Here is a 13,959-nt window from a genome sequence, read left to right on the forward strand (position 1 = left end):
GATGACTTCACTGCGTCGCCGCACACTGGTCTTGGTACTGGGCCTGTTGTTGCTCGGTACCCTGACCATCAGCCTTTACAATTTTCACGACAGCCGCCATGAAATCGGCGAGATTTACGATGCCCAGCTGGCGCAGAGTGCACGGCTGTTACAGGGCGCCATCCGCGCCCAACTGCCGGACGAGCAGCGCCAGGCGCTGTATCGCGCCTTCAATGCGGCCCTGAGCCAGGCTGGCAACCACCGCATCGGCCACCCCTATGAAGGAAAGATGGCCTTTCAGGTGTGGGACAAAGAGGGCAACAGCCTGATTCGCTCCTCCAGCGCACCGGCATTCGAGCGCCCGCTGACCACCCCCGGGTTTTCCGATCAGCGCCTCTACGACGTCAACTGGCACGGTTTTCTGCTACCTGATGAACGCCACGGTCTGCTGATCTGGGTCGGTGAGCGCGAGGATGTGCGCCAGGACCTGGTCAATCGCATCGTGCGCCACACCCTGATCCCCAATCTGATCGGCATCATCGTGCTCTCTGCGCTGATCTGGCTGGCCATCGGCTGGGGCCTGCGGCCCTTGCAGAACATGGCGCAGATCATCCGCAAACGTCACGGCGGCTCTCTTGAACCGCTGCAACTGACACCCCTGCCCCGTGAGTTGGAACCCATGCAGGCGGCGCTCAATCGGCTGCTCTCGCAGATCGAGCAGTTGCTGCAGCGCGAACGGCGCTTTATCGGCGATGCCGCCCACGAAATGCGCACGCCCCTGGCGACCTTGCGCATCCATGCCCAGAACGCCCTGCAGGCCACCCAGGCCGAACCACGAGACAAAGCCCTGAACCATCTGGTTGGCGGCGTTGACCGCCTGACCCGGGTGGTCAACCAATTGTTGACCCTTGCCCGCGTCGAGCCGGAAATCGCCCGCCAGGCCTGGCAACCCGTGGACCTGGAAAGTACCGCTCGCGAGACGCTGGTAGAGCTCACCCCGTGGATGCTCGGCAGGGGCCTGGAGCTGGCCCTGGACGTGAAGCCCGGCAGTTACCTGATTCACGGCAATGCGCAGCTGGTCGCAATTGCCCTGCAGAATCTGGTCACCAACGCCGCCAACTTCTCGCCGCAAGGCGCCGAGGTAGAGGTAACTCTAGCGGCCGACGACGAACAGCAAGTCAGCCTCAGCGTGCGAGATCACGGCCCGGGCATCGACGAACAGAAAATGGAGCGGCTGTTCGAGCGTTTCTACAGCCGCGACAACCCTGGCGGTGCCGGTCTGGGCCTGTCCATCGTGGAGATGATCGCCAGTCATCTGGGCGGTCGTATCAGCCTGAGCAATCACCCTGACGGCGGCCTGCTCGCGACCCTGACATTCGCACGCCATTTGGAGGTGACCTGAAGGCCGAGCACCGTGCTTCTTCAGACTCCCTTAAGGCAATTCACCAAAACTATTTCCACAAGGCCGGACAAGGTTGTCCGGCCAGTCACTCGCAGAGGTCGACATGAACCAACACAACAGCTCATCGCCCCGGCAACTCTCAACTGGCCAGGCCACCTATAGCGCAGCCAGTCGTCATCTGCACTGGCTGATGGCCGCGCTGGTGGTACTCGCCTACATATTGATCAACGGTCGTGGCTGGTTTGAAAAAGGCAGCGCCCTGCGTACGCTGTTTGTCCAGGGCCACTTCTGGGTAGGCTTGCTGGTTCTGGCATTGGTACTACCGCGCCTGCTGGCGCGCTTCTCCAAGCCGGTGCCAGCGATCGAGCCGCCCCTCAGCCCGATGATCAACCTGTTCTCCAAGCTGACCCACGTAGCGCTCTATGCTTTCCTACTGTTGCAACCGCTGATGGGCGTACTGGTGGTCCTGCTCGAGCGCGGCGGCATCCCCTTGGGCAGCATGATGGTGCCCTCGCCTTTCGCACTCGACAAAGCGCTGGCCCACAATATCGAGGAGCTGCACGTGCTGGTCGGCACCGCGTTCTACTACGTGATCGCCCTGCATATCGCCGCGGCGCTCTGGCACCACTTCGCACGCCGCGACAACGTGCTCAAACGCATGCTGTAGACGGGTTGCAAAGGGCTGAGAGGTAGTCTGGCGGCCCTGAGTCAGATTAAAAAAATATGTATTCTTTATGCACCAACTGTTGTTTCTGGATCGATTTTGGCGGTAAATCGCGTCCAGATATTTCAGGTGGCGGGATCGACGCCTGGGCAAGCAGCGTAAAAAGCAGATCCGTGAGCCAAATCGGCTCGCGCTGCGCAGGCGCTTGCTGACCCTCGTGGTACCCCGCCCGCATCGAGTGCACGCTGCCAGGTCTTGCCTGGCAGCGTGCCTTGGCTTTCGACGGGTAGAGAGCATCGCAGGCATGGCACACCGCTTTAGTGCTCACTCCACGACTGCCGGCTGTCAGGCCATACAATCGGTCGACAACGCCCTGCGTTGCCTGGAACAACCCACTTTTTCCTTGAGCCAGACGTAACCCCCCATGTTCGAACTATTCAGCGGGCTTGATGCCTGGTTGGCGCTGAGCCTCGCACTCGCCCTGCTCTTCGTCCTAACCTTCGAATTCATCAACGGTTTCCACGACACGGCCAACGCCGTGGCCACGGTCATCTACACCAAGGCCATGCCGCCAAACCTGGCGGTGATCATGTCCGGCATCTTCAACTTCCTCGGCGTGCTGCTCGGCGGCGTCGGCGTGGCCTATGCCATCGTCCACCTGCTACCGGTGGAGCTGCTGATCAACGTCAACACCAGTCGCGGCCTGATCATGGTGTTCTCACTGCTGGCTGCGGCCATCACTTGGAACCTGGGCACCTGGTATTTCGGCATCCCGGCGTCCAGCTCGCACACCCTGATCGGCTCGATCCTCGGCGTCGGCCTGGCCAACGCGCTGCTCACCGATATTCCCCTGGGTGACGGCGTGAACTGGCAGAAGGCGATCGATATCGGCCTGTCGCTGGTGTTCTCGCCGGTGGCTGGCTTCGTGGTCGCCGCCCTGCTGTTCCTGGCGCTCAAGTATTGGATGCCGACGCCCAAGGTGCACAGCACGCCGGTGGTGCGCAAGGAAACCAAGGGCAAGAACAAGCCGCCGTTCTGGAACCGCCTGGTGCTGATCGTTTCGGCCATGGCGGTGAGCTTCGTGCACGGCTCCAACGACGGCCAGAAAGGTATCGGCCTGATCATGCTGGTGCTGATCGGTATCGTGCCGGCCAAGTTCGTGCTCGACCTGAACAGCACCACCTACCAGATTTCCCGGACTCGCGATGCGGCCGTGCACCTGGGTGAGTTCTATCAGCGCAACGCGCCGACCCTGAGCGAATACCTGGCCCTGGGCCAGGCTGCCAATACCGAGCTGCCCAAGCAGTTCCGTTGCGACCCCAAGCTCACCGAGCCGACCATCAACGGCCTGCTGCGCACCCTCGATGGCGTCAACGACTACCGCGACCTCAACGAAGAGGCGCGCATCGACATCCGTCGCTACCTGCTGTGCCTCGACGACTCGGCGAAGAAGGTCGGCAAGCTGCCGGACCTGCCGGCACGCGAGAAGGCCGACCTCGACAAGCTGCGCAAGGACCTGACCGCCACCACCGAATACGCGCCGTTCTGGGTGATCCTCGCCGTGGCCCTGGCCCTGGGAATCGGCACCATGGTCGGCTGGAAGCGCGTGGTGAAAACCGTCGGCGAGAAGATCGGCAAGCAGGGCATGACCTACGCCCAAGGCATGAGCGCGCAGATCACCGCGGCCTGCGCCATCGGCCTGGCCAACGTGTATAGCCTGCCGGTGTCGACCACCCACGTATTGTCCTCGGGCGTGGCCGGCACCATGGTCGCCAACCGCAGCGGCCTGCAGGGCAGCACCATCAGCAACATCCTGCTGGCTTGGGTGCTCACCCTGCCTACCTCGATGGCCCTGGCCGCCGGCCTGTTCTACGTCTCGACGCTGATCTTCGGCTGATCGAATAAACGAGGCACCCGTTCCGGGTGCCTCGTCCCTTCTCCAATCGTTACTTGCAGCTCCAGCGCATGCTCTGCGCGAGGATATGCGGGTGGCTGTCGATCGGTTCCCACTCGTCGAGGAATTCGAAACCGTGCCGGCGGTAGAACTGCACGGCCCTGATGTTCTCCGGGGCAACTTCGAGAAACAGCGCCTCCAGGCCCAACACCACGGCACGTGCCTTTACCGCTGCCACCAGCCCGTCCGCCACGCCGGAACCGCGAGCAGCCGGCTCGACCCACATGGCGATCAACTCATAGCGGGCTGGGTCGCGAAAACCCGCGCCCACCAGGCCGACCGGCCTGCCCTCGTCGAGAGCCAGCCAGAACCGCGTCCTCTCCCCCGCCGCCCGCACCTGCCAGTGGGCATCGCTGTCGGCCACTGCCGTCTGGTAGCTCACTCCGAACGCGGTAGGCGTGTCCTGCAAGGCGGCCAGGCGGATCCGTTTCAGTAGCTGCCAGTCGTCCTTGTGGGTGGCGCGGATATCCATGGGTCTTCCGATCCTCCAGATTGAAATTCAGATCAGCCAGGCGCTTCACATCGAGCAACCCGCCAGCAGACCTACAATGCCGTACCGACGGCCATCACTGCCAGCAAAAGGCACCAACCGAAGCCGCCAACGGGAAAGAGAGACTCCATGAAGCACAGCCTCAAACAACTGGCGATTGCATTGGCCGTCATTGTCGCAGCGCTGGGTGCGCTGTTCGTCGCCATTGCCTACTGGGCCGTGCCGACCGCCGAGGTGCGCAACGAGTCGGCCGCTGCCGTGCAGGTGGTGGCCCAGTGGCGTAACCAGAGCCACGACCTGGGCGCGATCCGGCCTGGGCAGACCGAGGTTTTCAGGGTGCCTGGCGAGGGCGGTATCACCTTCAGCGTGACCTATGCAGATGGCCGCCAGGTGATCAGCCCGGAGATGTACTACACCCTGACCACCACCGTGCGGGCAGTGGTCAGTGAACAGAGCATCAGCGTCGATAGCGAGCTGGGGCTGGCGACCGCTGACCAGAATCCGCGCAACGCGCCTGGTCAGAAGCGGTAGCGCGCCAAGCCGCGTTGATCAGCCCAGCGATTCGAGCCCCAGTGCCTTCGCGCACTCGGCCAGCGAGCGGCGCTGGGTTTCGGCGTACAGCGCCAACTCGTCGTGCACCGTGGCGCCGAGGGCGGCATGGAAGGCCTGCTGGTTGGAGGTGGCGTCGTAGCTGACCTGGGCGTCGTCACCGAGGTTGGACTGGAAGATGCCAGCAGCGCTCACCGGCAGAAAATCCTCGTAGACCAGCGGCTCGAAATGCACATGGCCGGCCTCGATCAGGGCGTCCAGGCTGCGCGGTGCGGTTTCGTCTCGGCGCGCGGCCTTGCCGGCTTCGGTGACGAAGTAGCGGAAGTAGGCCAGGCCTTCGCGGCGCATGGCCAGGTAGCTATCCGGGAAGGCTTCGAAGCGTTGCTCCAGCAAGTCTGCATAGCGCTGGGCATTGGCTTCGCTGGGGAACACGCCCAGGTCGTCGCGCGCTTCGTTGAGCAGCCGGTCGTACAGCGCGCGACCGGCAGGGGTCAGGGCGGCACCGCGCTGCTCGATCTCGCCAAAGCGCGCGGTGTGGCTGCCGGCCGCGCCGGGCTGGCCGACGAAGGCCACGCGTTCCTGCAGCGCCTTGAAGCTGGTCTGGCGCAGCAGGATCGGGCACTGGCGCCGGGGCGGGCCCTCGACCACCGCCTTGGGCGTGATGCCGCGCCGGGGCATGGCCGCCTGCACTTCATCGATATCTAGTGTGCGCGGCGTCAGGTGATTGATGTGCGGCCCCTTGAAGGCCACCACGTCGGCGATCAGGCGGTGCTGGCCGTGCAACCTGTCGTACTCGGCGGCGCTGACGGTGGCCTCGGTGTGCCAGCGAAAGGTCTCCAGGGCTTGCTTGACGAACTCCTCGGCATCGGCGGCATTCAGGCCGCCCTGGGCTTCGCATTGTTCGATCAGCGCCCGCGCGCGCGGGGTGAAGATGTCGCGCTTGGCGAGAATCTCGGCGGCCAGGGCACGCAGTGCTTCGTCCTCGATCAGCTCCAGACGCAACAGCGAGGTGAACACGCGAAACGGGCTGACCTGCAGGTCGGTTTCATGCACAGCGCGAAAGGCGGTGGAATGCACCGGCACGCCGGCCGAGCTAAGGTCGTAGTAGCCCACCGGCTGCATGCCCATGACCGCGAACAGGCGGCGGATGGTCGACAGCTCCTCGGCAGTGCCGACGCGAATCGCGCCGTGGCGCTCCATGGCGAGGCGCTCGATTTCACCGGTCCACTCCAGCTGCTGCTTCAGCGCTGTAGAGCCCGCCAGCACCTGGGCGTTGGTGTCTGCCACCAGGTCGAGCAGGTCGCCATACAGCGGCACTTCGGCGCGGTACATGGCGGACATGGCGCTGGAAAACTGCGCACGGATTTGCGAGGGATCGACGAATCCTGAGGTGTTCATAGCGGGCGAATCTCCTGTCGCGCTTGTCGGTTGGCCCTGGCGGCGCTCGCGGGCCCTGAAGGTGGCGAATGCGCTCAGCCGAGGTTGGCCAGGCAGTGTTCGATGATATCCAGGCCATGCTCGAACAGCGCCGGCTCGATGGTCAGCGGTGCCAACAGGCGCACGATATGGCGGTTCTTGCCGCTGGGCATCAGCAACAGGCCCCTGGCCCGCGCTGCCTCCAGCAGTTCGGCCAACTGCGTAGTGCCGGGCTGGCCGTCGCGGGTGAGCAGCTCGATACCGCGCATCGCGCCAACCCCGGTAAGCCGGCCCAGGTACGGCGACAGGCCCGTGGCGCGCCACTGCTCGTAGCGGCGCAGCAGCGCCTGTTCCTGGGCCTCGCCCCAGGTGGCCAGGTTGGCGTCGGTCATCTGCCGCAGGCTGGCCAGGGCCGCCGCACAGGCGATGGGGTTGCCCGAGTAGGTGCCGCCGAGCCCGCCTTTGGGCAGCGCGCCCAGCAGCTCGGGGCGGCCAACCACGGCGCCCAGCGGCAGACCGCCGGCGATGCTCTTGCCGAGCAGCAGCAGGTCGGGCTCGATGCCCAGGCGGGTGAAGGCGAAGCGCTGCCCGGTGCGGCCGAAGCCGGACTGGATTTCATCAAGCATCAGCAGCACACCGTGCTCGTCGCACCAGCGGCGCAGGCGCTTGGCGAAGTCCGCATCCAGAGCCAGAAAACCGCCCTCGCCCTGCACCGGCTCGATGATGAAGCAGGCAACATCGTTGACGTCCACCTCGACGCTGAACAGCCGGTCGATGGCCTTGAAGGCTTCGTCCGCGGTCACGCCGGTGTCCGCGCTCGGGTACGGCACGTGATAGACGGGCCCCGGCAGCACACCGACTTTCTGCTTGTACGGCGCCACCTTGCCGTTGAGGTTGAGGGTGGCCAGGGTGCGACCGTGGAAGCCGCCGTCGAAGGCGATCACCACGCTACGGCCGGTCGCCGCGCGCACCACCTTCAGGGCATTCTCGGCGGCTTCGGCGCCACTGTTGGTGAGCATGCCCGCCAGCGGATAGCTGACCGGCACGAAGGCCGCCAGCGCGTCCATCAGCTCCCGGTAGCCCTGGTGCGGTACGGCGTTGAAGGTCGAATGGGTCAGCCGCCCGGCCTGCTCGGTGATGGCACTGACCACCTGAGGGTTGCAGTGGCCGAGGTTGAGCACGCCGATGCCGCCGACGAAGTCGATATACGACTTGCCCTCGGTGTCCCACACTTGGGCGTTAAGGCCATGGGACAGCGTGATGGGATGCACCACGGAAAGGGACGAGCTAATGGGCGAGTGACTCATGAATTACCTACCTGGGCCGCCATCACCGGGGCGCGATGACAGGCAGCAGTGCCTGGAAACGATGCCCCTATAAAAGCGATTCAGGCGCCCATGCCACAAGCGAAATAAAGTGCTGCCGTCATTCCTTAAATTCAGGAACTTGCTGAACACCGCCCTTACCGTCCCTGGCCTTTTCCAGAATCCAGTCGATCAACGCCCTGACCTTCGGCACCTCGGCGGACTGCTCGGCGAAGGCGATGAAGTGCGCCCCCTGACTGGGTTTGTAGTGCTGCCAAGGGATCACCAGCTTGCCTTCCTGCAGCTCGTCCAGCACCAGAAAGCGCGGCACCAGGGCCACACCACAGCCGGACTCGGCCGCGCGGATGCACATGTAGAAGGTATCGAAGCGCGGCCCGTGGTAGCTGTTTTCGGTGCTGATGCCCTGCTCCTCGAACCATTCGTGCCAGGCACCGGGGCGCGAGGTGCATTGCAACAGCACCAGGCTGGCCAGGTCGCCAGCGTCGAATAGCGGCTCGCTGGGCAGCAGATCCGGCGCGCACACCGGGATCACGTCCTCGCCGAACAGCTCGATGCAGATGGCGCCCGGCCAGGAGCCGGTGCCATAGAAGAACGCCACATCGGCCTTGGCCTGCACCAAGTCGAAAGGCTCCAGTTCGTTCTTGATGTCCAGATGGATGTTGGGGTTGCGCCGGGAAAAACCCTTCAGGTTCGGCACCAGCCAGCGCGCCCCGAACGTCGGTTGGGTAGCGACCTTGAGCACCTCGGTCTCGCCACCGTAGGAGAGAATGTAGCGGCTGGAGATATCCACCTGGGTGAGGATCTTGTTGACCTCGGCCAGGTAAAGCTCGCCGGCCGGCGCCAGTTGCAGGCGGCGGCGCACGCGATGAAACAGCGGGTGCTGGAGCATGTCCTCGAGCTGCGCCACCTGCTTGCTCACCGCGCTCTGCGTCAGGTGCAATTCCTGGGCGGCGCGGGTGAAGCTCAGGTGCCTGGCTGCGGCCTCGAAACATTGCAGGGCGGTCATGGTTGGCAGCAGGCGTTTGGACATGGGTTTCTCGAGGTCAGACGGGGCGACTTGATTCCATGACGGAATGATATGGTGCGTAAACGTCGTTTGTTGAGCGCAGATTCGGGATTAATACTGATCCTCATCCCGGATTTCAACTTCACGACTCAGGAGATCGTCATGGTCAACTCGCTACTCGAACGTCTCGGTGTCAGCGCCAGCGCCTACCAGAACGGCAGCCACGCGGTTTACACGCCGATCGACGGCAGCCAGATCGGCAGCCTGACCCTTGAGGGCGCCGATGCCGTGCGCGCCAAGATCACCGCCGGCCACAACGCCTTTCTGGCCTGGCGCAAGGTGCCGGCGCCGCGCCGTGGCGAGCTGGTACGCCTGTTCGGCGAGGTGCTGCGCGAGCACAAGGCCGACCTCGGCGAACTGGTGTCCATCGAAGCCGGCAAGATCACCCAGGAAGGCCTGGGCGAAGTGCAGGAAATGATCGACATCTGCGACTTCGCCGTCGGCCTGTCGCGTCAGCTCTACGGCCTGACCATCGCCTCCGAGCGCCCCGGCCACCATATGCGTGAAACCTGGCACCCGCTGGGCGTGGTCGGGGTGATCAGCGCCTTCAACTTCCCGGTCGCCGTGTGGGCGTGGAACACCACCCTGGCCCTGGTCGCCGGCAACGCGGTGATCTGGAAACCGTCGGAAAAGACCCCGCTGACCGCCCTCGCCTCTCAGGCGCTATTCGACAAGGCTCTCGCCCGCTTCGGCAACGACGCTCCGCAAGGCCTGGCGCAACTGGTCATCGGTGACCGCGAAGCCGGCGAATTGCTGGTCGACGACCCGCGCGTGCCGCTGATCAGCGCCACCGGCAGTACCCGCATGGGCCGTGAAGTCGCCCCTCGCGTAGCCGCCCGCTTCGGCCGCAGCATCCTGGAGCTGGGCGGCAACAACGCCATGATCCTCACTCCCAGCGCCGACCTTGACCTGGCCGTGCGCGGCATCCTGTTCAGCGCCGTGGGCACCGCCGGCCAGCGCTGCACCACCCTGCGCCGCCTGATCGTCCATCGCTCGATCAAGGACGAGGTAGTCGCCCGCGTCAAAGCCGCTTATGCCAAGGTACGCATCGGCGACCCACGCCAGGGCAACCTGATCGGCCCGCTGATCGACAAGCAGGCGTTCAGCGCCATGCAGGACGCCCTGACCAAGGCCCGCGACGAAGGCGGCCAGGTGTTCGGTGGCGAGCGTCAGCTGGCCGACACCTTCCCCAACGGCTACTACGTGAGCCCCGCCATCGTCGAGATGCCGGGCCAGACTGCAGTGGTGCGCCATGAAACCTTCGCGCCGATCCTCTACGTGCTCGCCTACGACGACTTCGAGGAAGCGCTGCGCCTGAACAACGAAGTACCCCAGGGCCTGTCCTCGTGCATTTTCACCACCGACGTGCGCGAGGCCGAAGCCTTCCAGGGCTCGGCCGGCAGCGACTGCGGCATCGCCAACGTCAACATTGGCACCAGCGGTGCGGAGATCGGCGGCGCCTTTGGCGGCGAGAAGGAAACCGGTGGCGGTCGCGAGTCCGGCTCCGATGCCTGGAAGGCCTACATGCGCCGCCAGACCAACACCGTCAACTACTCCCGCGAACTGCCGCTGGCCCAGGGCATCGTGTTCGACTGATTGGCACCCGCCATGTCGATCTGGATCGGCATGGCGTTTCCCACAAAGACGGATAACCAGTAGCTGTTGACCGTTACACAGCGGCCCCTGCCTGCGTGCAGCAAAGGCAGAGGAGCCAGTGACTGCAGCCCAATAAAAACAAAAGAGGCTCGCGATGCGCACTCCCCCCTTTTCGCGTACTGCCCCAAAAACAAAGGAGTTTGACCTTGGACGCCCGTAAGGAAGTGACCAGGGAGGCGCCGTCCTTTGCTGTGGCAGTGGCTCCCCTGATAATTACCGCCATCTTGCTGATGGTTCAGTTCTTCCTCTTCGAGGATTTCACCCCCCATGTACCGCTCGCCTTGGGTGTGCTGCTGTGCGGACTGTTCGCAGTAGGCCGGGGCATGCCCTGGTTCAGTATCGAAGCCTCGATGTTCAAGGTGGTGCGTATCGGCATCCCGGCCATCTTCATTCTGATGTGCATCGGCATGCTGATCGGCTCGTGGATCGCCTCCGGTACCGTGCCCACGCTGCTCTATTACGGTTTCAGCTACCTGTCTGGTGGCAGCTTCCTGGTGGTGACGTGCCTGCTCTGTTCGTTGATCTCACTGATGACCGGAACCTCATGGGGCACCGTGGGCACGGTAGGCCTGGCACTGATGGGCGTAGGCGAAGGGCTGGGCGTACCGGCCTACCTGACCGGCGGTGCGATCGTCTCCGGCGCCTTCTTCGGCGACAAGATGTCACCGCTTTCGGAAACCACCAACCTGACCCCGGCCGTGTGCGGTACCGATCTTTGGAGCCACATCAAGGGCATGCTGCCGACCACCGTACCGGCCATGCTGATTTCCCTGGTGCTCTACGCCTGGATCGGTTCCGGCTACGCAGCTCAGGCGGAGGATGCCAGCGGTATTGAGCTGATGCGTTCTGGCGTAGAGCAGCATTACCGTATCGGCCTGTTGACCATGCTGCCACCGCTGGCGGTGATCATCCTGGCCATGCGCAAAGCGCCGGCCCTGCCAGTGATGTTCGCTGGCGTAGTGCTGGCCGCCGTTGTGGCGGTGTTCTACCAGGGTGTCAGCCCCAAGGAGCTGACCAATATCCTGCATAACGGCTTCGTCAGCCAGACAGGGATCGCCTCAGTGGACAAGCTGCTGTCCAAGGGCGGCATCATGTCGATGACCTGGGTCATCACCCTGACGCTGATCGCACTGGCTTTCGTCGGCGCCCTGGAGGCCCACGGCACGCTCGACGCCCTACGCAAGAAGCTCGATCAGGTGATCAAGAATCGCTTTGGCCTCGTGCTGAGCAGCTACACCAGCGTACTGGGCGTTGGCACCCTGGTCGGTGATGTCTACACCTCGCTGGTACTACCCGGGCAACTGCTCAAAGACAAGTACGCCGCCATGGGCTACAAGCCGACGGTACTGTCGCGCAGCATCGAAGATTGCGGCACGCTGTGTTCACCGCTGATTCCCTGGAACATGGGCGGGGCATTCGTCTCATCCTCGCTGGGCATACCGACCCTGCTGTATGCGCCAGTCGCGTTCGCTTGCTGGCTGTCGCCGGTGATCGGACTGATCTGGGCGGCCACCGGAAAGTTCATACCTAGGGTCGAGCCGCAGGCACCAGTTCAAAGCAATACCGATGGTCTTTTCAGTCCAATCCGGGTACTGGAAAAATAACGGCCCCAACCTGGGCGGGCTGCCACACCAAAACGTAAGAGAGCAGGTCCTTTCGCAGCGTCGCCGGAAATGGGCCTGCTACCGCGCTAACCGATGTTGAAGGGAGTGGGTGAAATGACAGTTTTCCAGCAACAGTGCCTCTGGGAAGTGGCAACGCCAGCGCCCATTGACGCCGGTGTAATGGTTGGCGAGGTTAAAGTCGATGTCTGCGTGATCGGCGGCGGAATCACCGGGCTGTCGGCGGCGTTGCAACTACTTGAGGCAGGCAAGCGCGTGTGCGTGCTGGAGGCCTTCGAAGTCGGCCATGGCGGTTCGGGGCGCAACGTCGGGCTGGTCAACGCCGGCACCTGGATCAAGCCCGACGACGTGGAAGCCACGCTGGGCGAAAAGGTCGGTAGCCGCCTCAATAAGGTATTGGGCGATGCGCCGGCCAAGGTGTTCGAAGCCATCGCTCGCTACCAGATCGACTGCCAGGCACGCCATCAAGGCACCCTGCACATGGCCCACAACGCCGCAGGCCTGGAAGACCTCAAGGCCCGCGAATCGCAGTGGCGCCGCCGTGGCGCGGATGTCGAGCTGCTGACCGGCGCCACCTGTGTGGAGCATTGCGGCACCGACAAGATCACCGGCGCCCTGCTGGACCGTCGCGCCGGCACCATCAACCCCATGGGCTATACCAAGGGCCTCGCCGGTGCCGTGCTGCGCCTGGGTGGTGTGCTGCACCAGCAATCGCCGGTGAGCGAGCTGCACAGGCAGGCCGATGGCTGGCTGGTGCGCACGGCCCTGGGCACGGTCACGGCCGAGAAGATCGTGATTTCCACCGGTGCCTACACCGAGGGCGACTGGACCGAGGTGCAGCGCAACTTCTTCCGCGGCTATTATTATCAGGTCGCCTCGAAGCCGCTGAGCGGCACGGCGGCCGACAGCGTGCTGCCCCACGGCCAGGGCTCGTGGGACACCCGCACGGTGCTCAGCAGCATACGCCGTGATGACCAGGGCCGCCTGCTGCTGGGCAGCATGGGCAAGTCCAACAACAAGCCGGACTGGTTCGTGCGCAGTTGGGCGGACCGCATCCAGGGCCATTACTTCCCGCAGCTCGGCAAGGTCGATTGGGAAATGCACTGGACCGGTTGCATCGACTTCACCCCGGATCACCTGATGAAGCTGTTCGAACCGGCGCCTGGCGTGGTCGCGGTGACCGGCTACAACGGCCGCGGCAACACCACCGGCACCGTGGTGGGCCACGCCCTGGCCGACTACCTGCTCAAAAGCGACACCAGCGTGCTGCCCATTCCGCTGTCGCGGATGAAAGCGCTGCGTACCGCCGCGCTGCGCGCCTGCTACTACGAAGCGGGCTTCTCGCTGTACCACGCCGGCCAGTGTCTGCGGGTGATCCTCTAGAACCTGTTCACGGTTTCTCTAGGCGACACTGATGAGGCTGCTACAAGGCAAAAGCGGCCATCTAACGATCCGGTAGGAGGGGCTTTAGCCCCGAGCTCTTTGCGCCCTAATACAGCTCGGGGCTAAAGCCCCTTGTATGGTGATACTCGAAGGGGTGGTGGGACGACAAAGCCAATTCTGACTGTTCGCAGCAGTACAGACGGTAGGAGACCTCGCCCCACCCCTTCACCAAAGCGCCGATAAAGAATGCATCGTTTGCAAGCGACGATAGGAGCAAGTCAGCGCCTCTTGGTGAACCCCTCCGAGCCTAAAAACCATAGCGTGGGAGCTCAACTGATGGCAATGCCAGCGAAGCCATTCATCATTGGTGTCGATGTCGCCAAAGTTGAACTGGTTAGTTATTGCGAGCAGACCGGTCAACATCACTCGTTTCGAAACACTCAGCCAGAGATT

Annotated in this window: 13 protein-coding genes; 7 read left to right on the forward strand and 6 right to left on the reverse strand. The window is 63.8% G+C overall.

Features of this window, described 5'->3' with window-relative positions; translation table 11 throughout:
* Nucleotide 1: 1 nt before the first annotated feature.
* A complete protein-coding gene (locus BM279_RS22300) occupies nucleotides 2-1,381 on the forward strand; it encodes an ATP-binding protein (protein ID WP_093507490.1) in 1,380 nt (459 codons plus the stop codon).
* A gap of 103 nt (nucleotides 1,382-1,484) precedes the next feature.
* Nucleotides 1,485-2,048 (forward strand): cytochrome b, encoded by a 564-nt coding sequence (locus BM279_RS22305; protein WP_093507492.1) that lies wholly within the window; start codon nucleotides 1,485-1,487, stop codon nucleotides 2,046-2,048.
* A 46-nt stretch (nucleotides 2,049-2,094) separates the two neighbouring features.
* Here the strand turns inward: BM279_RS22305 and BM279_RS23285 are convergent, their stop codons facing one another.
* Nucleotides 2,095-2,436: a hypothetical protein gene (locus BM279_RS23285; protein ID WP_143103631.1), complete on the reverse strand. Its 342-nt coding sequence runs from the start codon at nucleotides 2,434-2,436 to the stop codon at nucleotides 2,095-2,097.
* Nucleotides 2,437-2,469: 33 nt separating this feature from the next.
* Here BM279_RS23285 and BM279_RS22310 point away from each other — a divergent pair, with 33 nt between their 5' ends.
* Nucleotides 2,470-3,942, forward strand: coding sequence for an inorganic phosphate transporter (locus BM279_RS22310; RefSeq protein WP_093507494.1), 1,473 nt, complete (start codon nucleotides 2,470-2,472; stop codon nucleotides 3,940-3,942).
* A 49-nt stretch (nucleotides 3,943-3,991) separates the two neighbouring features.
* Here the strand turns inward: BM279_RS22310 and BM279_RS22315 are convergent, their stop codons facing one another.
* On the reverse strand, nucleotides 3,992-4,471 hold the full coding sequence (locus tag BM279_RS22315; protein WP_093507496.1) for a GNAT family N-acetyltransferase: 480 nt from the start codon (nucleotides 4,469-4,471) through the stop codon (nucleotides 3,992-3,994).
* 147 nt (nucleotides 4,472-4,618) lie between these two features.
* Here BM279_RS22315 and BM279_RS22320 point away from each other — a divergent pair, with 147 nt between their 5' ends.
* Nucleotides 4,619-5,020: a hypothetical protein gene (locus BM279_RS22320; RefSeq protein ID WP_093507498.1), complete on the forward strand. Its 402-nt coding sequence runs from the start codon at nucleotides 4,619-4,621 to the stop codon at nucleotides 5,018-5,020.
* Between the two features lie 18 nt (nucleotides 5,021-5,038).
* Here BM279_RS22320 and hglS read toward each other — a convergent pair whose 3' ends face one another.
* From hglS to BM279_RS22335, 3 genes are all read right to left on the reverse strand, one after another.
* Entirely contained in the window at nucleotides 5,039-6,436 is a 1,398-nt protein-coding gene (gene hglS, locus BM279_RS22325; RefSeq protein ID WP_093507500.1) for a 2-oxoadipate dioxygenase/decarboxylase HglS, read from the reverse strand.
* Between the two features lie 74 nt (nucleotides 6,437-6,510).
* The gene (locus BM279_RS22330; RefSeq protein WP_093507502.1) at nucleotides 6,511-7,761 is read right to left on the reverse strand and encodes a 2-aminoadipate transaminase; all 1,251 of its coding nucleotides are present in this window, start codon (nucleotides 7,759-7,761) and stop codon (nucleotides 6,511-6,513) included.
* Nucleotides 7,762-7,879: 118 nt separating this feature from the next.
* Nucleotides 7,880-8,809, reverse strand: coding sequence for a LysR substrate-binding domain-containing protein (locus tag BM279_RS22335; protein WP_093507504.1), 930 nt, complete (start codon nucleotides 8,807-8,809; stop codon nucleotides 7,880-7,882).
* Between the two features lie 138 nt (nucleotides 8,810-8,947).
* On the opposite strand from BM279_RS22335, the gene amaB reads away from it, so the two are divergent.
* The 3 genes from amaB to amaA all read left to right on the forward strand — a co-directional run bounded on the left by amaB (nucleotide 8,948) and on the right by amaA (nucleotide 13,506).
* Nucleotides 8,948-10,441 carry an L-piperidine-6-carboxylate dehydrogenase gene (gene amaB, locus BM279_RS22340; protein WP_093507506.1) on the forward strand — a complete coding sequence of 498 codons (1,494 nt, stop codon included), beginning with the start codon at nucleotides 8,948-8,950 and terminating at the stop codon, nucleotides 10,439-10,441.
* Nucleotides 10,442-10,647: 206 nt separating this feature from the next.
* Entirely contained in the window at nucleotides 10,648-12,105 is a 1,458-nt protein-coding gene (nhaC, locus tag BM279_RS22345; RefSeq protein WP_244154203.1) for a Na+/H+ antiporter NhaC, read from the forward strand.
* Between the two features lie 114 nt (nucleotides 12,106-12,219).
* Nucleotides 12,220-13,506 (forward strand): L-pipecolate oxidase, encoded by a 1,287-nt coding sequence (gene amaA / locus BM279_RS22350; protein WP_093507508.1) that lies wholly within the window; start codon nucleotides 12,220-12,222, stop codon nucleotides 13,504-13,506.
* 225 nt (nucleotides 13,507-13,731) lie between these two features.
* Here the strand turns inward: amaA and BM279_RS23480 are convergent.
* The coding region (locus BM279_RS23480) for a hypothetical protein (RefSeq protein WP_208604559.1) at nucleotides 13,732-13,959 on the reverse strand (228 nt) is incomplete at its 5' end.

The sequence above is a fragment of the Phytopseudomonas straminea genome, assembly GCF_900112645.1.
Lineage (GTDB): Bacteria > Pseudomonadota > Gammaproteobacteria > Pseudomonadales > Pseudomonadaceae > Aquipseudomonas > Aquipseudomonas straminea.

Excerpts from the sequence above, each read along its gene's own strand:
- BM279_RS22300 (WP_093507490.1), top strand. The coding sequence starts at position 2 with ATGACTTCACTGCGTCGCCGCACACTGGTCTTGGTACTGGGCCTGTTG.
- BM279_RS22305 (WP_093507492.1), top strand. The coding sequence starts at position 1,485 with ATGAACCAACACAACAGCTCATCGCCCCGGCAACTCTCAACTGGCCAG.
- BM279_RS22310 (WP_093507494.1), top strand. The coding sequence starts at position 2,470 with ATGTTCGAACTATTCAGCGGGCTTGATGCCTGGTTGGCGCTGAGCCTC.
- BM279_RS22315 (WP_093507496.1), bottom strand. The coding sequence starts at position 4,471 with ATGGATATCCGCGCCACCCACAAGGACGACTGGCAGCTACTGAAACGG.
- BM279_RS22320 (WP_093507498.1), top strand. The coding sequence starts at position 4,619 with ATGAAGCACAGCCTCAAACAACTGGCGATTGCATTGGCCGTCATTGTC.
- hglS (WP_093507500.1), bottom strand. The coding sequence starts at position 6,436 with ATGAACACCTCAGGATTCGTCGATCCCTCGCAAATCCGTGCGCAGTTT.
- BM279_RS22330 (WP_093507502.1), bottom strand. The coding sequence starts at position 7,761 with ATGAGTCACTCGCCCATTAGCTCGTCCCTTTCCGTGGTGCATCCCATC.
- BM279_RS22335 (WP_093507504.1), bottom strand. The coding sequence starts at position 8,809 with ATGTCCAAACGCCTGCTGCCAACCATGACCGCCCTGCAATGTTTCGAG.
- amaB (WP_093507506.1), top strand. The coding sequence starts at position 8,948 with ATGGTCAACTCGCTACTCGAACGTCTCGGTGTCAGCGCCAGCGCCTAC.
- amaA (WP_093507508.1), top strand. The coding sequence starts at position 12,220 with ATGACAGTTTTCCAGCAACAGTGCCTCTGGGAAGTGGCAACGCCAGCG.